The organism is Aneurinibacillus sp. XH2 (genome assembly GCF_001439585.2).
Taxonomy (GTDB): Bacteria; Bacillota; Bacilli; order Aneurinibacillales; family Aneurinibacillaceae; genus Aneurinibacillus; species Aneurinibacillus thermoaerophilus.
The window spans coordinates 2,216,512-2,235,527 of sequence record NZ_CP014140.1 but is presented as its reverse complement, the minus strand read 5'-3'; the positions used below and the strand labels follow the sequence as shown (position 1 = coordinate 2,235,527).

Here is a 19,016-nt window from a genome sequence, read left to right as displayed (position 1 = left end):
CCTAAAGCAGGACGGCACAAAAGTGTCCGATGAACAGATCAAAGAATGGTTGATGGAAGGCATGGAAGGCGAAGCCTATGCCTATGGGTACCGTAAACTGACCGTCTTTTTACGTCGGACATACGGGCTTTGTATCAACAAGAAAAAAGTGGACCGATTATGCAAGGAGATGGATATTCTACGGCCACAGCGCCAAAAACGGGATTCGTACTCGAAAAAGCTGGCACGAAACCGCATTATTACCGGCTCGAATCAATTGTTTGAAACGGACATTAAATACGGGTATATCGCTGGAGAAAACCGCTTCTTTTTCATCCAGTCCGTTCTGGACGTATATGACCGTTCGGTCATTGCGTATCATATGGGTCTGTCCTGTGAGGCAAAGGATGCGAGTCGTACGATACAACAGGCATTATTTAAACGGCAATTATTTGGAACAGATACGCTTCCCGTTCTTCGTTCCGATAACCGAAGAAATAATTTTTCGCGGCTTGATTTACAAGTATCTTTGCAGAAAGTATGGGTTTGGAATAGCAACGATAGGTTCAGCTCTTATTTTTACAATGGCTCATTTTTTTGTACCGATGCTCTGGGCGGCGTTATTTATAATGGGCTGTTGTCTAGCTTATCTTTTTAAAACGTATCAAAGTATATTCGCTCCATTGTCATTTCATATACTTACAAATAGCATCAATATCATTGCTTTATCCTGGATATTATTTTAAAAGCCGTTCCGGGTTATGGAACGGCTTCTTTCGTTTACATTTTGATTATTATCGGACATTCAAATAAAAACAGGGGAATAGTGGAAAACTTTACTTTAGTTTTTCGTTAATGATTCAAGTGCATTGATAATAGCTGACTGCTTTTGTTTTTGTAGATTCATTCAATCGTTCAGTAAAGAAATTCTTTCCTCCCTTGCGGATGTCAAACGAGCCGGAGCGTTTCGGAAACCTCATGCGCACATCCTTATAGCTTGATAGATAACCCGAGAAGAAAAGTCCCAAACTAAGCCAGAACGCTAGTGTATCAGTTTGCTTTCCTTTGCCTTTTCGACAAACCTCGCGGAGGAACGGTTGAGGAAGTCTTTCAAAGCGACCCCTATGACAAGCGCGATAGCGACATAAACCGCCATCATCAGTAAGTCCTTCCCGATAATATCCCAGAGGATTCCACCTACAGCCTCCCTCATCATGCTGATCGCGTATGTAAACGGCAGATAAGGATGGATCGCCTGGAAAAACGGCGGGGTTACCTGAATCGGGAACGTACCGCCAGAGCCAGCAAGCTGAAGGACCAAAAGCACGATTGCCATTGCTTTGCCGACGTTGCCAAATACGGATACAAGCGTATACACGATCAACATGAAAACAGAGCTGAGCAGCATACCGAACAGGACAAACCAAAGCTTATCCACCACATAGGTTCCAAGCAGAAAGATATCTCCCAGTGTGACCATGAGAGATTGCAAGACAGCCAACGTCATAAATGTAAGATAGCGACCAAAATAGATCTGGTAGCTTTTGTAATTGGCATCATGGTGATGCACTTCCACCGTTAGCAGGGAGACTAACAGTAGCGCACCGACCCAGAGCGATAGGGTTGTAAAAAACGGTGACATGGCCGAACCATAGTTGGGAATCGGGAATAGCTTGTTTTCCTTCAGCACGACCGGTTCGGCAAAAAACTCACTCGTTTTTTTCGCATTATTTATGAGTAGGTTAATAAGTTGGTCCAGTGTGCCTTCCTTTTCCATGGTGCGTATCCAATCTGCCAGGCCTTTGATCCTGGCCTCGATTGCAGGGAGATTTTTTTGTATCGCTGACAGCTCCTGGTTGCCGATGGTCAAGCCTTGTGCCGCGTCATGCAGGAGTCGCTGCACATCCGGAATGCTTTTGTTTGCCTCCACCAGCACAGCATAAGCACGCTGGGTGGCTTTTTTCGTGTTTTCCACCGCCTGAAGGATACGTGGTTGTATTTCGCTGTCGTACCGCTGTAGAATATCATCAAGGATGACGGAGGTCTTCCTGGAAAGCTGATCCAAATGGTTGATTAGCTGGGCCGCAGGTTTTTCTCCCTGGTCAATGGCTGATGTGATTGTGTTTACCGTTGCCAATTGCTGCTGGAGGTGGTTACGAATCTGCTTCAGCTTTCCGGTAAAGATGGAAAGGCGATTTCCGCCCGCAAGGTTATCCAGCCGGTCGAATAGCGCGATGATATGCTCCGTGACAGCGATGCCGGTCGACAGGCGTCGGGAAGCTTGATTCAGGGCTGCTTTCACCACGGCAGGCTCGATCTTGGTATCTTGTAGAATATCGGTCAACTGTTCCATAGCCATGGCCGTTTGCTGGAGCAGGAAGAGATCTTGCTTGATCGTCGGGGAGAGCGCATCGAGAGCCTCTGTTGTCCGGTCGAGAAATTTCTTAAATTTTTGGGTGACATCCATGCCGTCCTGAGTCAACTCTGCCACAATAGGCAGATTGGTTTGGGCTTTTCGGACGATACCGTTCGCCTTGTTAATGTCTTCCAGAGCGATATTCACCGTTTGATTGATTGTGGGAAACATGGCCTCCATCTTGAAGATCAGATTTCTCATTTTTTCGATCATGGGCCGCTGTACTTCCAATTCGAGGCCAATTTCATTAAAGATTCGGAAGATGGTACCGTTTGCCGTTTTGATAAAATTGCGGCTGATTTCATCGACGATTCCGCTGGCGCCTTTGGCGGTAATCTTCGGGGCGATCGCATTGATTTTCTCGTTGACACTGTAGACCAGCTCCGCCTTTTGCGGGTTGTCTGTCAAGACGGTGCCAATCTTCGCAGAGAAGTCGGCGGGAATGACGATGCTGGCATAATAATCGCCGTGTAGAACTCCCCGCATGGCCTCCTGTTCGTTTACAAATGTCCAGCCGATTTTGTGGTTTTCCTTCAACGAGGCGATGACTTCATTCCCGATGTTGATGGGGGTGCCGCGCAGGATTGTTCCTTTGTCATTATTGGTGACGGCTACCGTGAGACCGCCTGTCTGCGAATAGGGATCCCAGGAAGCCTTAATATTGAACCAGGCGTACAGGGAGGGTAAAAAAACGAGCCCAAGTATGATGATGGTGGCGACCCAATTGCTCACGATATTTTTGATGTCGCGGAAATAAAGCAATCCGATCTGTTTCATAGCCAGCTCCTGTTGTTTTTTTTAGTATTGCATCGTTTCGCTTTGGCATACGGAAGCTATTTATCCTGAAATTCTTTAGTTCCCCTTATTCAATGAAAGCAATAGCTTGATTTAGCTTTTCCAAAGCGTTCGGGCTAATTTTCAATGTTGAATGCGGTTCTCCCGTTCCTCCGTAAATAAATGGATAACGAAAAAGCTTACTATCTACTATACAGGGTAAAGACAGGCCTACTAACGGAAGGCTGCCAACAGTGTATCCAGTGATCTGTTGGACTTCTTTTGGGTGTGCCAGTTTTAGTTGATTACATTCCAGAATTTCTGACACTTTTTCCAAGTTTACATGCCCGCGATCTCCTGAGATTATCATCGCAAAATACCCTTTTTCTGACTTGAGAACCAATGTAGGTGCAGTCTGACCTATTTCAATTCTGAAATAATCAGCACCTTCTTGTGCTGTATGAATGGGGTTTTCATGATGAATGATTTCAAATTGAACGCCATTTTCTTGTAAAATCGTTTTTAAATGCTCCATGCTTCCTCTAAACTCCTTACGTTTACTTATATGGATATATTTGGATTACAAAAAATATAATGGAACCTGTACGGATAAATCCTTTTTTTAGCCTGCCTGCCCTTCTGAATATCATGAAGCTTGATGATTCATAGTTTATTGGATAGGGGAGACCCTAAACATCCTTAGAAGCTTGTCTTAGCATATAGCAAAAATTATAAAATTAAGAAAGAAATTTTGCAAAAAAATGAATAAGGTTGTTTGTGTCCAGGCAATAAGGGGGAATCCGGTCGCAACTTTATTATAAGAGAGACTATCTTACTTGGCGTGTTTTAAAACAACGGTAAATTGCACCAACGAAGATGATGGTAAGTGCCAAAATATAGGCATAAAAAATTGGATAAGGGAGTGGAATGGTAATTTCGCTCCAATTCACTGTTCGTTGACTATCAAATATGTTTTCAACTCTCATGAATTCGGTCATGGATGCATTTTTTATGATCCAGATAATGGAAAAATGTGAGATGTTCCGGATGAAAAAGGGGGTAGCAAAAACTACACCCGCAACAAAAAATACAACCAAATATGATCGATTGATTACAGAAAGCCAGAGAACAAAGAGGCCAAATGCCACACATCCCAGCCAGTTTGTCGCAATCTGAATCATGCAGTATTGCCAGATACTTATAGCGTACGGTGACGATGAGTATTTCTGCAGACTCTGAATGGGCAAATTCCATCCTATGTCTCCGACCATGAGGATGTTAAAGGTTATGTTCAAAATCCAAAATCCAAGTACCAATACCGTGATGAATGATAGGGAGGCGAGGATTTTGGCTGTTACCAATTTGTTCCTTCCATATTTGGAACTCAGGATGATGGAATCAGTTTTCAATTGGTACTCTTGCGAAAAGGAAGTGGATAACGCAAGTAAAATGAGTATTCCCTCAAAGATCGACCCTGAAGAGTAAGAGAAATCAGCAATTCGATCCCACGCCATCATCGAGTGCCATGTATAATAAGTATGAGTGGTGAACAGATATATGCTGGCGAATAATCCGATCATCAGCCATACGATTTTATTGTTCCATATCTTGTATAATTCTTGCCAGATCAGTATACCCAATTTATATCACCTGCCGCTTTTTGATGCTGAACATAAGGAGAAGTAAAGAAATAAATCCATAAGTCAGCATGATGATTAAGAGGTACCAACCATACTGTAAAGGAAATCCGAAAAAGTTAAGAAAATGATAGTTGTCGAGATGGTTAAGCTTGATGAAGTCCGTGAAACGGAGAATGTCAAGCAAGAGTTTTACCGGCATAACCAGTGGAATGTTTGCCATTTCGATGACGACGGGAAATATCAGCACAACACCGCCAATAAAAGCCGGTACAATTGATAATTTTGTCCGTGAAGATAATAGTAAGACAAATATTCCTAAAATAATACAACCTAACGTTGCATAAAGCTGTTGCTTGAGATAAAATGCCCAAATTGGCCCATCAAAACCGGTTGAACTAAATAAATCTAACAATGTAACCAAAGGTTGATTCCAGCCACTTAACCCGTAACAATACCCGTTAAGGGAGAAAACCACACATGCTAACAAGGCATTGATTACAGTACAAAACACTGCCGCCGCCGCAATTTTGGCCAACACAATTTTCCTGCGGCCATATCGACTGCTGAAAATCAGGCTGTCCATTCTGGTGGAATACTCATGGCTAAATACATTGGACAATCCTAAAATCGTGAGCGCCCCGACAAAAAAGTAGCCGACCTCATTCATATATTGAATGATGTTTTTCCAGCCATTAAGGTAATAGACGGATTTAGGGTACTCTACTTTTTTCCACACTTCGATTTCTTTAAGCTCCGCTTTTTGTAAGGCACTTACGTTCTCTTTTCCCTTCAGCCTTTCTACTTTTTTCGCTGATTCTTTTAGGAACTGTTCATATTGCTCTTTCAGATTCACAGCGTTAACAATATCCGTAGCAACAGAATTTTGAGCGATCAAATCTTCATTCATGGGCTGCTTCCTTGGCGGGGCCTCCAGAACCTGACGGGCCCAGGCTATTTTTTCTTCAGTTATGTTTCCACCGAATTGTTCATAAAACAGTTTCTTTTTCTTCTCGAGCGCAACATTAAGAGCGCCGAAAAAGTGCAAGCAGTAAAATAATATGAACACGCTCAAAGCAATATAGACTACTTTTTGAGAAAAGATTTTGTATAGTTCATATTTGATCAATTGCATAGATTAGTCCTCCGTGTCGCCTGATATTTCCCCGAAATAGCACAGATAGATATCTTCGAGTCTGGGTGTTTGCAAAACAGCAGTGGGCGCAGGTGCTGTATCGGAGATGACCCTGGCCTCTATCTCCTGCCCTTTTCGTAGGACATTCCCCACGGTGTAATGTTGCTCAAGTTTATGGAGCTCGATTGCAGGTACGGTGACATGCCAAACTTTCCCATTTAGTTCATTTAGAATACTCTGCGGGCTTTCCTGTTTTAGCAACTGCCCGTTTTTTAAAATCAGCACTTCTTTCGCGATGTACTCGATGTCAGAAATAATGTGTGTGGAAAGAAGGACAATACGGTCGCCGGATATTTCCGATAAAAGGTTACGGAATCGCACTCGTTCCTTTGGATCAAGCCCTGCGGTAGGTTCGTCCAAAATTAAGAATTTTGGATCGTTGAGCAGAGCCTGAGCGATTCCTAGCCTTCTTTTCATGCCACCTGAAAACGTACCGATTTTTTTGTGCTTCTCCTTGGTGAGATTGACCAAATGCAGGAGTTCGTCGATTTTTCGATCCGCATCATGACGGTTCAATCCTTTGAGTGCAGCGACATACTGCAAGAGGCGATAGGCTGTGAAATAGCTGTAAAACCCGCAATCTTGAGGAAGATAGCCGATTAACGCTCGGTATAAGTCATCCAACTGTTTAATATCTTCACCATCAGCCATTATGCGCCCGCTCGAAGGTTTCAACACATCAGCCAGCATCCGCATCAGTGTGGTTTTGCCGGCTCCGTTAGGGCCGATTAGACCGTAAACGCCTGAGGTTAATTCGGCAGAAACGTCGTTGATCGCGACTTTATCTTTGTACATTTTACTTACGTGGTCAATTGTGACTTTCAAGCAAAACATTCCTTTCAAAATACATATTGGTCGTTGTAAGCAGTTTTTTGATTTGAATCGCAGTACATGCTGTGCCGATGACAATCAGCATAAGATAAAAAAACGTATCAAGCACCAGCAATTTGTCAATGAGAGCAGGTGACAAGAGAAAAACCATACACAGGCTCACCCAAATTGACACCATTGCCATAACGGAGGTGCCCCCTCTCAAACGGATCGCGATCATCAGCGAAAGCCCGCAAACGAGGGTAAAGGGAGTAAGCCAAAAAAGGGTAATTTTATACATCTGAACCGAATCTGACATCAAGGAAAACAAGATCGAGCATACAAAGTTGATAAAAATGTTATAGACACCGATAACAAAAAGCTTGGATAGAATGACGCTAATCGCGTTATACCGACAAGACATTTCCAACTCCAGCATTCGCTCATCCCGTCCTCTAAAGACTTCGATTAGTCCGAGCATGAAAGGTGTAGGTGAGAGGGCAAGTAGCATCATGTAGGGATTCGACATCGCACTCAACCATGTGAATAATGCCCCCGCTACATATAAGGCAATGCTAGTGAGCCAATAAATCGGACGGATAACCGAGATTTCAGAGAAAGCGAACCAAATGATTCGGCTGAATCGGCACAAGAACCCCGACTTTTTCCGCGCCCGAATACGCATCTGGGTTCTGACTGTCTCTATTGTTGAATTGATTTCGTTTTGATCTGGGAATTTAACTTCAAATTTGTTTAAATTAGCTATGATTTGCTGCAGATCAGCATGTGACACATCCTCAGGAAATTCAGTATTGGCTTTGCTTTTTTTCATCGTTTTTGTCCCTTTCCAAAATCGATTTTAGTTTGGATAATCCCTGCATGATCCGGGATTTTACGGTAGATTCACTGCTGGACGTAATGCTCGCAATATCTTTGATTTTTAGATCATGATAAAATCTGAGCACAATCGCTTCTCGCTGATAGGCAGGAAGTTTCATTACGGCGTTACGGATATATTCACTTTCCACTTTGTGCTGGATCAAATCGATAACGTGTTCATTTTTCTCGGAGATCTTATCTGTCCAGGTGAATGAAGCTTGTCCCAGTTTATACCCCTGGCTTTTGTAATGGTCCCGGCACGTGTTTAGAGCGATTTTAATCAGCCAGTGTTTAAAACTTCCCTCCGTAGAAAAGGTGTCTATGTTTTTGATCATTTTAATAAATGTTTCTTGCGTTAAATCATAGCAGAGATGATATTCGCCTACATTTCGATAGATATAAACAAAGACCATTTTGTAATATCGATTTATAAGCACTTCCATCGAGCTCTCGATGCCCTTGCGTATTTCCATGATGAGTTGCTCATCGCTTTGCAATCGTCTCACCTCACTTCATTTAATATAACGAAAGAAATAGAAAAAAAGATTTAAAGACATAATTTTTTGAGCTTGGACTTGGAGGCCGTCATGAGAATAGCGACGTTATGAATCAGTAACTTCCGAGGGATGAGGCTGCGGCAAAAATCGCTCTTTTTCCCTATATATCGACAGAATACCCATCATGACCGCTCGTATGTTCTTGTGTTATAATGACCATACGAACGCAAGGGCAGGCAAAAAGGCAACCGCAGCCAGGGGTTGGTTCGGCTGCCTTTTTGCCTGTGTGGCTGATACATAATTCCGAGGTGGTGAAGCCGGTGGCGAAGAAAAAGAAAAGCGCGAAAGAAGCTGGAGGTAGGAAGCGAGATACGCGGACGTTTCTCCGCTACGAATTATATGGGCTTGTTATAATTGCCTTCTCGCTTTTGGCGCTGCTTACATTCTCCAACACGAGCTGGTTTGGACGTTATTTTGCTTGGATTTTTCGCATTGTGGCCGGTTCCTGGGATTTTATGCTGCCGCTTATGGGCATCGGTATCGGCGTGTATGTAATGGCGAAGCAAAAATGGCCCTATTTGCTGGCTCAACGTTGGATTGGCGTATTTCTTCTGTTTTTTTCCCTTCTTGTCTGGAATCATATGCTTTTATTTGACGAGTTGACCGCCGGAGGAAAATTTGCGGGACAGTCCGTTTTATCGGTGACGTGGGAACAGCTGCTGCAGGAAAAAAGACAGGTGGAAGCAGGGAAACCGTCCACAACTGATGTAGGTGGAGGATTGCTTGGCGCTATTGGCTATGCCTTCTTTTCAGCGGCGGCTGGTTCGGCAGGTACTTCTCTTATTGTTGTTTTCATGGTGCTTATCGGCATGATGCTGGCTTTTCAAATTTCGTATGTGCGTTTATTTCAGGCGGTGCGTCGTATGCTTGTCGCGGGAGGAGCGCGGATGAAAGCTGCGGGCCAGGATGCTCTTGTGCTGTTGAGCGAGCGGAGGGAGCAGCGGCTGCGGGAGCAGGCGGAGCGTAAGGCATATGAAGAAAGTCTAACGGAAGAAGACATGCAGACCGAGGAAAAGGCGGAAAGGAAACCGAGTTTTATCGCTCGTTGGTTCGGAAACCGGAACATTGCTTTAACGTCGGATGAGACGGGTGGCGAAGAGTTGCGGCACCATATGGCGGAAAGAGCAGCGGCGGTTCCAAAGGCGGGCGTTTTTTTGAGTGATGCGCCGGAGCCGAAGCAGGCAGAAGAAATCGTCGTTCATGATTTTGCTGAAAACGTGTATCGGCAGGAAGAACATGCGCTGGAGCCTGAATCTGAAGTGAAAACAGAGGGCGCACAAATCAAAGTAAAATTGCACGGGCGCCAAAAAAGAGAGAGCAAGGAGCCGCTGGAAGCTCCTTCGGATTTGCCGCTCGCTTTTGAAGGGGAAGACGATCACCCATCATACCGGTTGCCGACGCCCGAGTTGCTGGATCGTCCGAAAGGGGCAAAGCCCGGCGGAGTGACAAAGAACGTGCAGAGCAATGTACACAAGCTCATCACAACGCTTGAAAGCTTTGGCGTTCAGGCGAAAGTGCTGGAAGTTCAGCGTGGGCCGACAGTTACGCGTTACGAAATCCAGCCAGCCATTGGGGTTAAAGTAAGTAAAATTGTCGGGCTGGCAGACGACATTGCCCTAGCGCTTGCTGCGCGCGGAATCCGGATGGAAGCGCCTATTCCCGGAAAGTCTGCCATCGGTATCGAGGTGCCGAATGATGAAGTGGCACTTGTTACGTTGCGTGAAGTGCTGGAGAGCCGTGAGTACCAAGAATCTCTAGATAAGCTAAGCATTGCGCTCGGGCGTGATATTTCCGGACAGCCGATCATTGCCAATTTGGCGCGCATGCCGCACTTGCTTGTGGCCGGCGCGACAGGCAGCGGGAAATCGGTTTGCATTAACGGAATCATTATGAGTATTTTATGCAAAGCAAAACCGAGCGAAGTGAAATTAATGATGATTGACCCAAAAATGGTAGAATTAAATGTATACAATGGAATTCCGCATTTATTATCACCGGTTGTCACCGATCCGCGTCGCGCTTCGATGGCGCTGAAAAAAGTTGTACAGGAGATGGAGCGGCGGTATGAATTGTTTGCTAAGTCAGGCACACGTGATTTGGAGCGGTACAACGAGTTAGCGCGGCAGGAAGGGGTGGCACCGCTTCCGCTTATCGTAGTTATCGTGGACGAGCTGGCGGACTTGATGATGGTGGCGCCGGGAGACGTGGAAGACGCGATTTGTCGCCTGGCGCAAATGGCCCGTGCGGCCGGTATTCACTTGATTATTGCTACTCAACGGCCGTCCGTTGATGTGATTACTGGAGTCATTAAAGCAAATATTCCGTCGCGCATCGCGTTCGGTGTGTCTTCAATGGCCGATTCCCGAACGATTTTGGATATGGGAGGAGCAGAAAAGCTGCTTGGACGCGGTGATATGCTGTATTTGCCGATGGGCGCATCCAAGCCGGTGCGTATTCAAGGAGCATTTGTTAGCGATCATGAAGTAGAGAAAGTCGTCACGTTTGTCAAAAGTCAACAGGAGGCGCGCTATCATCCGGAGATGATGCCAGGTGAAGAGGAAACAGCAGCCGTGGGGAAACCGGAAGATGAACTGTATGAGCAGGCGGTAGAACTTGTGCGCGAAGCGCAGACGGCTTCCGTCTCGCTTTTACAGCGCAGGCTTCGCATCGGTTATACGCGTGCAGCGCGGCTTGTCGATATGATGGAAGCGCGCGGCATTGTTGGTCCTTATGAGGGTAGCAAACCGCGCGAAGTGTTAATTTCGCGGAACGATTCCCAAATTTCCTGAGAAAAAGGTCAAAAACGGTAGGAAGAAACGGATAGGATAGTGGCCCGAGCGGTTTGCGCCGCTCGGCGCGCACGTCCCGTGTGGAATGGGCGGCGCAGACATATGGGAACTATATGTATAGAAAACGTTTTCATGATAGAATTAGAATATAAAGTAATTTTCATGATAAGAAAGCGGTGGATGTATGGGGAAAATGGTAAAAAGCGTATCGTTGGATATCGCGATTAAAGATTTGATGATTCCAGGTAATAAAGTAGCGATTGTACAGGAAGGCAACACGTTGGAGCACGCCCTGCTCGTTTTGACAAAATCGGGTTATTCTGCCATTCCAGTATTGGGTCGGGAGTATAAGCTTAAAGGACTTATCAGCATGTCACTTATTCTGGATTCCATTCTTGGGATTGAAAAGATTGAATATGATAAACTGGGCGAGCGGAAAGTGGAAGAAGTCATGAACAAAAAAGTGGCGTGGATGAAGGAGGATGGCAGCTTTTTCCGCGGCTTGGAACTCTCTATTAATCATCCGTTCTTGTGCATTGTTGATGAGGACGGGGTGTTTGTTGGAATTTTAACCCGCAAATCAATTTTGGCCCATGTTCATAAGTATTTAAAATACGGTATAAAATGAGACAGGCTACGTAAATGCCTGTCTTTTTAAGTGGATAAGAAACATAATGATTGACTATTCAATTTGGTTTCGTTCGCTGAAAAGTAACATAAGTACAGGGAGAGGTGGTTACAAATGCCGAAACGTCAAAAATGATATTAGTTAAGTATGTATGATAATTTGATGGAAAGTTGCCCGTTTTCGATCCCAATATATTCGAGTTTTTCAAATGTAGCGTTAGGGTAAGAGTGTTGCAAGGTTTTCATCGTTTGGCACATTTCATCCGCAGAATTAACCAAAATTTCAATACGGTTCATGAATCGTCACCTCGTTCTTTTTCTTTGTCATATGTATTCGTGCAATATTTGCGGTTTTAAGGGGGGACTAAAATTTTTTTGCTAAAACAAAAAAGCTTCCGCCGTACAGCGAAAGCTTTCTTTGTGTTTTATTGTTTATATAAAACTGAATGGCTCCATATTACTCGCCGCTTTGTATCACCGGACGAAGACGGCTGTAAATTGGATACGCGATGACCGCTTCTGCTATCCCTTTAATCAGGTTAAACGGTAAGATCGCGTAAACGATAAGCGTCCAGAGGCTGGTAATGCTGCTGTTCGCCTGTTGTGACCAGCCGATAATGTCGGAAACTGACATGCCCATCACGTAGGCAAAGGCCGGAATAAAAATAAAATAGTTGGCAACCGACATAATAAACGCCATCGCCATCGTACCCGCGGTCATCCCCAACCAGAAATTTACTTTGCTCTGCCGTAGCATGCGCATTAGCCACACAGAAACAACAACGAATGTGCTACCGGCAATGAAGTTGGACAATTCGCCGACTGCCATGCCGCCTTGAGTTGTCAAGAGAAAATGCAACACATTCTTAATAAATTCGACCGCCATTCCGGCGAGTGGGCCAAATAGAATGGCACCGATAAGCGCGGGAATTTCGCTTACACCGATCTTGAGAAAAGCTGGAAACATCGGCAGCGGGACTTCCACAAACATTAGTAGAAATCCGATGGTGGACAGCAATGACAAAAACGCTGTCTTTCGTACTTTTCTTTTCATTATTCAATTCTCCCTTCTCCCATCCAGACTATACTGTCGGTCACGGAATTTCACCGGGTCAGCCGGATGCTCGCCATTTTGCATCCGGGTCGCGGACTGAGGAGAATTGGCTCCATCACCGCCGGTCGGGAATTTCACCCTGTCCTGAAGGTTTGTTTGTGTTACAAACTTCACAATCTATTTAGAAATATGTCACGAAAATATATGGAAGTCAATATCCATTGTTTTTCATGAGGAGAAATAATAAATAACAAACAATTGTGACTGCTTATAACGTCCTGCCTTTCATCTTTTACTTCGAAACCATGTCATAAAATTAAAGCGCTTTTATATAGCGCAATTTGCTGTACAATATAGGCAAGAAGAATTCAACTTAAGCGAATGAAAGAAGAAGTGAGGAAAAGGGGAGAAAAAGATGATTTTTGGGATTTCATATGCGGAATGGATCGGCTATATTGTTGTAGTTGTGCTTGTAATTGTATTCGGTTTGCCAAATGCGTGGGTAAAACGCTTGGAAAAATACTATTCCAGTGACCATTTGCATCGTGCTGTTTCGCCCGATGAGGTAAATGCTGTCATTTTGCGCGATTCGGATGGGAATGAAAGAGCGCTAGAAAGTGGAGAACGGGAGCGGATTATTGATTTATTTAATGCTGCTAAACCGGTACAAAAAATAGAGTCGCTGGCGAATACCCAACAAGGGCCTTTGCTGCGCATGGTGCGGACGGATGGAAATTCGCTTGTCATTGCGCCGTATCGCAATGATTTTGTTGTTAGCTGTTTTGACGCAAAAAAAAATGACCGACCGATTACATATTGGGCAAAGCAGGATGCGCTTACGGAATTCTTACATAGGGGGGCGGGAAATGATTGAAAATACAAATGAACAAGCGTTTGCTGAAGGAGTAAAGCGTCTGGCGGAAAAAGACCCGATTATCGGCCGTTTAATCGATGCATATGGCCGGTACCCATGGAAAACGCGGACTGACTATTTTGCGATACTGTGTGAATCTATTGTATCACAGCAGCTTTCCGTCAAAGCGGCGGCGGCTATTGCAGCGAAAGTTCGCGCGTATTTTAGCGGGGAGTGGGCGCCGCAACCCATCCTTGCTGCGGGTGAAGAAGAGTTACGCGCCTGCGGTCTATCTTATTTAAAAATTAGATATTTAAAGGATTTAGCTGCGTTTTTTGCTGACGGAAGATTGAAAGAAGAAGAATTCCCCACTTTGTCGAACGAGGAAGTTGTTCGTCGCCTTGTCCAAGTGAAAGGGATTGGTGTGTGGACGGCGCAAATGTTTTTGCTTTTTGGGCTCGGGCGTCTTAATGTGTTTCCGGTAGATGACTTGGGAATTAAAAAAGCCATCCAGTTCAACTACGACCTTCCCGCGCTGCCTGATAAAAAACAAATGATTGAAATCGGAGCCAAGTGGACGCCGTATGAATCGATCGCTTGCCTTTATTTGTGGCGCAGCCTGAATAACAAGCCGGAATTATAGCCAGACAACGAATAATTCAGCATTTCACTACTCTATAGTAGTAATGGCGTTGTCCCTAAACGTTAACCTTTATGTTTTGATGCTTGCAAGCGGAAAGTACGCACCCTCCTTTTTGCTATCTCATATTTTATAGAGGAAGGCAGACAAGGAGGCTCATGATGAAAGTTTCGTATGTAGGCATATTGCTTAATCAAACGATATACAGAGGTATTCTGAGCGGGCGGACGCAAACTGAAGTGCTCGCCTTTTATGAAGAGGGCGCTCGCATGCATGGCCTGAAACCTTGCTATATTCACCTTGGAGATTTGTACCCGGATCGGTCGACCGTTCCTGCGTACATAGAGCGAGAAGGAAAATATCAGCGTGTCGTTGTGCCTGTACCGCGCGTCATTCACAACCGGGCGCTTTTGTTTTCGGCATATGCCAGACGTAAATTGAGCCGGTTGATGGAAAACGGGATATTTGTATTTAATCGTTGGAATCGCTATAGCAAATTGTATATCCATTCGTTGCTATGGACCGATCCTTCCATACGCCCACATTTGGCGCATACGATCAGCGGAACGCCGAAAAATTTACGCCATATGATGCAGAGGTACGATGCGCTGTTCGTTAAGCCAAACAGCGGCAGCATTGGAGCGGGCATTATGCAGATTGTGCGAAAAAAGAATAGATTCTGCTTATCGTATGTCATGCGGAAAGATGGCCGAAAGGTATGGCGTCATACATTTTTTTCTAAGAAGTTGCCGACCGTACTGATACGACGGATTCAAGCACGCGGATTTCATATTCAGGAACAGTTGCCGTTGGCTACGTTTCAGGGCCGGCCGTTTGATTTGCGCGTTTCTGTCCAAAAAGATGTGTCTGGGGACTGGCAGGTCACGGGAATGGTTGGTAAAGTAGCGCCGCCTGGCCATTTTTTAAGCAATGTAGGGCAAGGAGGTAAGGTATATCGGCTCCCGGTTTTGCTTTCGGCATATCCAGCGCTGGATACACAAATAATAGAGCAGGAAGTATCGGAGTTTGCGCTTCGCGTGGTACGCCGGCTGGAAGAAGCGATTCCGGGCCTTGCCGATGTGGGGCTTGATATTGGCATTACGAAGGAAGGAAAGCCTCTGTTTATTGAATGCAATGGTCGGGATCAGCGCTATGCGTTTCGCAATGCGCGAATGATAAAAGAATGGAAGGCGACGTATGCCAATCCGATGGGATACGCGAAGTATGTGCTTGAAAAAATAAAAAACGAAAAATGAAAAAGGCAGCACCATATGGTACTGCCTTTTCCTGTGAAGCAAAAGCCAGAAGTTGCCTTACTTCATTTCTTTTAGTTGGTCAAGGTTCAATGGCTCAATCGGTGTTGTCGTATCCATATGACCAAGTATGGTTTCCACTTCTTTACCGTCGATGAGCACTTTCATGTTTTTATAGCCGAACTGGCTGAGGATGGTAGCCATCTCTTCCAGCAAGAATTGTTCGCCGCTGGAACCAAGATTAGCCTGTTTAATTTCCTGGGAAAGACTAACGACTGCTGTATCTCCTTCCTTTTTCAGGGACTGGATTTTTACGTTTTTAGGCATGAGCGTTACAAGATTTTTATTTTGCGGACCATTTTGCCACGCTTTTAGGGCAATGGTCGGCAAGTTTGTTTCTTTTTTATATTTGATGACGCGAGGTTCTTTGTATTGCTCCATTAGATTGGCGTCGCTAAACACCAACATCACTTCTTTTTCTTTAATCTCTTCGTCATTTTTTTTATCCATATCATTGTTTTGCGAAGCAGATTGCTCGTTTGACTGCCCAACGGATGGAGATGGCTGGTTGTCGCTGTTATTCTTATGTTGTTGTCCAGCTGGAGAATTTGGGTTGTTTGGATTCTGGGAAGCCCCGTTGCTTGGTGCAGAAGAGGTACATCCCGTAAGGCCTAGTATAACAATAAATATGATGAAAAAAAGTGTGCGAGGTAGACGCATATATATCCTTCCCTTCTGTCTAAAAATAATTTAGTTTTTATTCTTACATAAATAGGTTACTATATAAAACCTGCGTAAGTCCTAATCTCTCTTTTTTATAGCTAAACTTTCCTTTGTTTCTATGAAGAAATATACACCCAAAGTGTTGACAAAGGCATTAGTTTTTAACAGGGTTTGCCTTATATAAGTTAGACGTATGACAGGTGAAAACGATGCGTTTCTTTATTCATTTTTATGCTAAAATAAGCATCGAATGAGAGTGTGGGAGATGACAGAATGGAAACCTCAGCGATGCTTTCGATTGTCAAGGCAATCAGCGACGTGTTTCCGAAGGAAGCGTCCATTGCAATTGCTGACACATCTAAATTTATTTATTATCAGCCCAGCAGGGCGATCGATTTGAAAATTAAACCAGGTGATGAAGTGAAGGAAGGAACGCTGACGCGCAAAGCGCTGATGCGGAAGAAAAAAATCGAGCAGTATCTTGAAAACAGCGTGTTTGGTGTTCCGTATTACGCGATGAGCACCCCGATTTTGAAAGAAGGGGATGCGGAAGGATGTATCACGGCGATTTTCCCGCCGGGAGCCGGGCTGGTGCAAGCGAAGTGGCCGCGTTATCACTTTCTTATCGGTAAAGGAGAAGATCGTTGGGTGCCGATTCCTCTCTATGATATTCATTTTATCGAATCTGAAAAAGGCAAGACGTATTTATATACGGAACGTGGCATGTATCTTAATAAGCATAGTCTGGTCGAGCTAGAGCATATGTTGCCGCAGGATCGTTTTGTGCGTTGCCATCGCGCGTATATGGTTAACGTATATTCGATCGATGAAATTCATCCAGATTTTCACTCTACATTCATGCTTATTATGAATGATCCGGCACGTACTCGCGTTCCGGTTAGCCAGAAATACGCAAGTTCGTTCCGGCGCTTGCTCGGATTTTAGAGAAGAGACCGTCTCTTCTCTTTTTTTTTTTGCGCAAAATATAAAACGTTTTCAAAAAGCAAGATTATGAAAGGGTTTTATCCTTTTATTTTCTGTTTTATCGTTAAAATTTCTTCTTTATCACCTTTATAAGGTGAGGAAAGACAATACGTGCTATTGTTTAAATTATAAATTGTTAAAATAATAACGTTTTCATAAAGGGGCGGTAATCATGCTGGAAAAACGTTTACGCAATAAAACACTGCAACAACGCTTGGTCACCCCACAGGAAGCGGCAACCTGGATTCAAAACGGAATGACCGTAGGACTTAGCGGATTTACGCAGGCGGGCGATGCGAAAGCCGTCCCGCGCGCGCTTGTAGAACGGGTAAAGAAAAGCGGCGAATCCTTTAAAATTAATGTATATACCGGCGCTTCCATCGGTTCGGAAGTAGATGGTGTTATGGCTGAGGCTGGTATTATTCATCGCCGTCTTCCGTTTCAGGCTGAGAAGCGAATGAGAAGCAAAATCAATAGTGGAGAGTTGCTATATATTGATCAGCACTTATCCCATACGGCGGAACAGGTGCGCGCGGGCGCGCTGGGCGCTATCGATATCGCAATTGTGGAAGCGGTTGCGGTGACAGAGGAAGGGTATATTGTGCCTACGACTTCTGTCGGCAATTCCTGTATTTTTGTGGAGAAGGCGAAGGAAGTGATTGTTGAATTGAATCTGGCGCAGCCACTGGCCCTTGAGGGTGTTCATGATTTGTATGATGTCGGGCCGCAGGGCAAGCGCCAGCCGATTCCGCTGACCGGTGTTGACCAGCGCCTTGGCACGCAGGCAATACCGGTGCCGCTGGAAAAAATCAGGGGAATTGTTATTACAGACGAGCTGGATACAACTTCGCCTATTGTGCAGCCGGATGAAGAGACTGCCGTTATGGCGGAACACCTTATCGCATTTTTGCGGGGTGAAGTGAAAGCAGGCCGTCTTCCAAAGACACTGGCGCCGTTGCAATCTGGTATTGGTTCCGTGGCAAATGCGGTATTTCATGGATTCCTTACTTCCGAATTTACGGATTTGGAGGTATATTCGGAAGTATTGCAGGATGCGGTATTTGATCTGCTGGACGCAGGAAAAATTCGCTTTGCGTCTGGCTGTTCGATTACGCTTTCGCCGCAGAAAACGAAGCAGGTGTTGCCTAATTTTGAAAAATACAAAGAGCGTCTAGTGCTGCGTCCGCAGGAAATTTCCAACCATCCGGAGATTATTCGCCGTCTCGGTCTGATTGCGATTAATACGGCACTGGAAGTGGATATCTATGGAAATGTGAATTCAACTCATGTGATGGGGACGAATATGATGAACGGTATCGGTGGTTCAGGAGATTTTGCGCGCAATGCCCGCCTTGGCATTTTTGTCACAAAATCGGTGGCAAAAGGTGGCACTATTTCAAGTATCGTGCCGTTTGTATCTCACGTTGACCACACGGAGCACGATGTCGATATTATCGTAACCGAGCAGGGGATCGCCGATCTGCGCGGACTTTCCCCGCGCGAACGCGCACGTCTCATTATTGAAAACTGTGCGCATCCTGATTATCGTCCCCAGCTTCGTGCCTATTTTGAAGAAGCGTGCCAGCGTGGGGGACAAACGCCGCATGTACTGGAAAAAGCCTTCTCTTGGCATATCCGCTATCAGAAAGAAGGCACGATGCTGGAGGAGAAAAGTGAAGAAACAGCGGTGGAAGTTGGCATAAAATAAAAAATATACAAAAAATGTTAAAAACGGAGTGGAGAGTTTACGATATAAAGAAGAGCAACCTTGGGCTGAAATGACCCCTGTCAAGCAGACAGGGGTCATTTCAGCCCAAGGTTGCTCTTTATTTAGTATTTGTACGTC

General features: G+C 44.8%; 18 protein-coding genes, 1 pseudogene and 1 riboswitch. Of the genes and pseudogenes, 9 read left to right on the top strand and 10 right to left on the bottom strand.

The features are described 5' to 3' along the window. Positions 1-52: 52 nt before the first annotated feature. Positions 53-190: pseudogene (locus tag ACH33_RS20575) on the top strand (transposase); the annotation flags it as partial. 145 nt (positions 191-335) lie between these two features. Beyond that, entirely contained in the window at positions 336-725 is a 390-nt protein-coding gene (locus ACH33_RS20570; protein WP_442854482.1) for a CPBP family intramembrane glutamic endopeptidase, read from the top strand. 296 nt (positions 726-1,021) lie between these two features. Here ACH33_RS20570 and ACH33_RS11005 read toward each other — a convergent pair whose 3' ends face one another. The 7 genes from ACH33_RS11005 to ACH33_RS10975 form a co-directional block, all read right to left on the bottom strand. Then, on the bottom strand, positions 1,022-3,172 hold the full coding sequence (locus ACH33_RS11005) for a YhgE/Pip domain-containing protein (protein ID WP_057899062.1): 2,151 nt from the start codon (positions 3,170-3,172) through the stop codon (positions 1,022-1,024). Positions 3,173-3,257: 85 nt separating this feature from the next. After that, a complete protein-coding gene (locus ACH33_RS11000; RefSeq protein WP_057899061.1) occupies positions 3,258-3,704 on the bottom strand; it encodes an aminoacyl-tRNA deacylase in 447 nt (148 codons plus the stop codon). Positions 3,705-3,996: 292 nt separating this feature from the next. Next, a complete protein-coding gene (locus ACH33_RS10995; protein ID WP_057899060.1) occupies positions 3,997-4,809 on the bottom strand; it encodes an ABC transporter permease in 813 nt (270 codons plus the stop codon). A 1-nt stretch (position 4,810) separates the two neighbouring features. Beyond that, on the bottom strand, positions 4,811-5,941 hold the full coding sequence (locus ACH33_RS10990; RefSeq protein WP_057899059.1) for an ABC transporter permease: 1,131 nt from the start codon (positions 5,939-5,941) through the stop codon (positions 4,811-4,813). Positions 5,942-5,944: 3 nt separating this feature from the next. Continuing rightward, positions 5,945-6,826, bottom strand: coding sequence for an ABC transporter ATP-binding protein (locus tag ACH33_RS10985; RefSeq protein ID WP_057899058.1), 882 nt, complete (start codon positions 6,824-6,826; stop codon positions 5,945-5,947). Beyond that, positions 6,810-7,643, bottom strand: coding sequence for a hypothetical protein (locus ACH33_RS10980; RefSeq protein WP_057899057.1), 834 nt, complete (start codon positions 7,641-7,643; stop codon positions 6,810-6,812). The genes ACH33_RS10985 and ACH33_RS10980 overlap by 17 nt, the downstream gene beginning before the upstream one ends. Beyond that, complete coding sequence (locus ACH33_RS10975; protein ID WP_236781865.1) at positions 7,618-8,163, bottom strand: RNA polymerase sigma factor; 546 nt, start codon at positions 8,161-8,163, stop codon at positions 7,618-7,620. Before ACH33_RS10975 ends, ACH33_RS10980 begins: the two co-directional genes overlap by 26 nt. Before the next feature lie 236 nt (positions 8,164-8,399). On the opposite strand from ACH33_RS10975, the gene ACH33_RS10970 reads away from it, so the two are divergent. Next, a complete protein-coding gene (locus ACH33_RS10970) occupies positions 8,400-11,036 on the top strand; it encodes an FtsK/SpoIIIE family DNA translocase (protein ID WP_082706015.1) in 2,637 nt (878 codons plus the stop codon). Positions 11,037-11,220: 184 nt separating this feature from the next. Then, positions 11,221-11,664 carry a cyclic-di-AMP-binding protein CbpB gene (gene cbpB / locus ACH33_RS10965; RefSeq protein WP_057899054.1) on the top strand — a complete coding sequence of 148 codons (444 nt, stop codon included), beginning with the start codon at positions 11,221-11,223 and terminating at the stop codon, positions 11,662-11,664. A gap of 137 nt (positions 11,665-11,801) precedes the next feature. On the opposite strand, the gene ACH33_RS19345 is transcribed toward cbpB, so the two are convergent. Both ACH33_RS19345 and ACH33_RS10960 read right to left on the bottom strand, forming a co-directional pair. Next, the gene (locus ACH33_RS19345; RefSeq protein WP_156424059.1) at positions 11,802-11,960 is read right to left on the bottom strand and encodes a hypothetical protein; all 159 of its coding nucleotides are present in this window, start codon (positions 11,958-11,960) and stop codon (positions 11,802-11,804) included. Between the two features lie 160 nt (positions 11,961-12,120). Next, on the bottom strand, positions 12,121-12,717 hold the full coding sequence (locus ACH33_RS10960; RefSeq protein ID WP_057899053.1) for an ECF transporter S component: 597 nt from the start codon (positions 12,715-12,717) through the stop codon (positions 12,121-12,123). A 7-nt stretch (positions 12,718-12,724) separates the two neighbouring features. Further along, positions 12,725-12,873: riboswitch (FMN riboswitch) on the bottom strand. Positions 12,874-13,132: 259 nt separating this feature from the next. On the opposite strand from ACH33_RS10960, the gene ACH33_RS19680 reads away from it, so the two are divergent. The 3 genes from ACH33_RS19680 (at position 13,133) to ACH33_RS10945 (ending at position 15,466) form a co-directional block, all read left to right on the top strand. Continuing rightward, the gene (locus ACH33_RS19680) at positions 13,133-13,591 is read left to right on the top strand and encodes a hypothetical protein (protein WP_057899052.1); all 459 of its coding nucleotides are present in this window, start codon (positions 13,133-13,135) and stop codon (positions 13,589-13,591) included. Next, positions 13,584-14,213 (top strand): DNA-3-methyladenine glycosylase family protein, encoded by a 630-nt coding sequence (locus ACH33_RS10950; protein WP_057899051.1) that lies wholly within the window; start codon positions 13,584-13,586, stop codon positions 14,211-14,213. Before ACH33_RS19680 ends, ACH33_RS10950 begins: the two co-directional genes overlap by 8 nt. Positions 14,214-14,368: 155 nt before the next feature. After that, on the top strand, positions 14,369-15,466 hold the full coding sequence (locus tag ACH33_RS10945) for a YheC/YheD family endospore coat-associated protein (RefSeq protein ID WP_082706013.1): 1,098 nt from the start codon (positions 14,369-14,371) through the stop codon (positions 15,464-15,466). A 57-nt stretch (positions 15,467-15,523) separates the two neighbouring features. On the opposite strand, the gene ACH33_RS10940 is transcribed toward ACH33_RS10945, so the two are convergent. After that, positions 15,524-15,973 carry a GerMN domain-containing protein gene (locus ACH33_RS10940; protein ID WP_162265027.1) on the bottom strand — a complete coding sequence of 150 codons (450 nt, stop codon included), beginning with the start codon at positions 15,971-15,973 and terminating at the stop codon, positions 15,524-15,526. Positions 15,974-16,459: 486 nt separating this feature from the next. Between ACH33_RS10940 and ACH33_RS10935 the strand changes: the two genes are divergently transcribed. Next, the gene (locus ACH33_RS10935; RefSeq protein WP_057899048.1) at positions 16,460-17,131 is read left to right on the top strand and encodes a LytTR family DNA-binding domain-containing protein; all 672 of its coding nucleotides are present in this window, start codon (positions 16,460-16,462) and stop codon (positions 17,129-17,131) included. A gap of 211 nt (positions 17,132-17,342) precedes the next feature. Then, positions 17,343-18,878, top strand: coding sequence for a succinyl-CoA:acetate CoA-transferase ScpC (locus ACH33_RS10930; protein ID WP_204244836.1), 1,536 nt, complete (start codon positions 17,343-17,345; stop codon positions 18,876-18,878). Positions 18,879-19,016 lie beyond the last annotated feature (138 nt).

Coding starts and splice junctions, on each gene's coding strand:
- ACH33_RS10980 (WP_057899057.1), bottom strand. CDS start 7,643: ATGAAAAAAAGCAAAGCCAATACTGAATTTCCTGAGGATGTGTCACAT.
- ACH33_RS10970 (WP_082706015.1), top strand. CDS start 8,400: ATGACCATACGAACGCAAGGGCAGGCAAAAAGGCAACCGCAGCCAGGG.
- ACH33_RS20570 (WP_442854482.1), top strand. CDS start 336: ATGACCGTTCGGTCATTGCGTATCATATGGGTCTGTCCTGTGAGGCAA.
- ACH33_RS10935 (WP_057899048.1), top strand. CDS start 16,460: ATGGAAACCTCAGCGATGCTTTCGATTGTCAAGGCAATCAGCGACGTG.
- ACH33_RS10945 (WP_082706013.1), top strand. CDS start 14,369: ATGATGAAAGTTTCGTATGTAGGCATATTGCTTAATCAAACGATATAC.
- ACH33_RS11000 (WP_057899061.1), bottom strand. CDS start 3,704: ATGGAGCATTTAAAAACGATTTTACAAGAAAATGGCGTTCAATTTGAA.
- ACH33_RS10990 (WP_057899059.1), bottom strand. CDS start 5,941: ATGCAATTGATCAAATATGAACTATACAAAATCTTTTCTCAAAAAGTA.
- ACH33_RS19680 (WP_057899052.1), top strand. CDS start 13,133: ATGATTTTTGGGATTTCATATGCGGAATGGATCGGCTATATTGTTGTA.
- cbpB (WP_057899054.1), top strand. CDS start 11,221: ATGGGGAAAATGGTAAAAAGCGTATCGTTGGATATCGCGATTAAAGAT.
- ACH33_RS19345 (WP_156424059.1), bottom strand. CDS start 11,960: ATGAACCGTATTGAAATTTTGGTTAATTCTGCGGATGAAATGTGCCAA.
- ACH33_RS10940 (WP_162265027.1), bottom strand. CDS start 15,973: ATGGATAAAAAAAATGACGAAGAGATTAAAGAAAAAGAAGTGATGTTG.
- ACH33_RS10960 (WP_057899053.1), bottom strand. CDS start 12,717: ATGAAAAGAAAAGTACGAAAGACAGCGTTTTTGTCATTGCTGTCCACC.
- ACH33_RS11005 (WP_057899062.1), bottom strand. CDS start 3,172: ATGAAACAGATCGGATTGCTTTATTTCCGCGACATCAAAAATATCGTG.
- ACH33_RS10950 (WP_057899051.1), top strand. CDS start 13,584: ATGATTGAAAATACAAATGAACAAGCGTTTGCTGAAGGAGTAAAGCGT.
- ACH33_RS10975 (WP_236781865.1), bottom strand. CDS start 8,163: ATGGAAATACGCAAGGGCATCGAGAGCTCGATGGAAGTGCTTATAAAT.
- ACH33_RS10930 (WP_204244836.1), top strand. CDS start 17,343: ATGCTGGAAAAACGTTTACGCAATAAAACACTGCAACAACGCTTGGTC.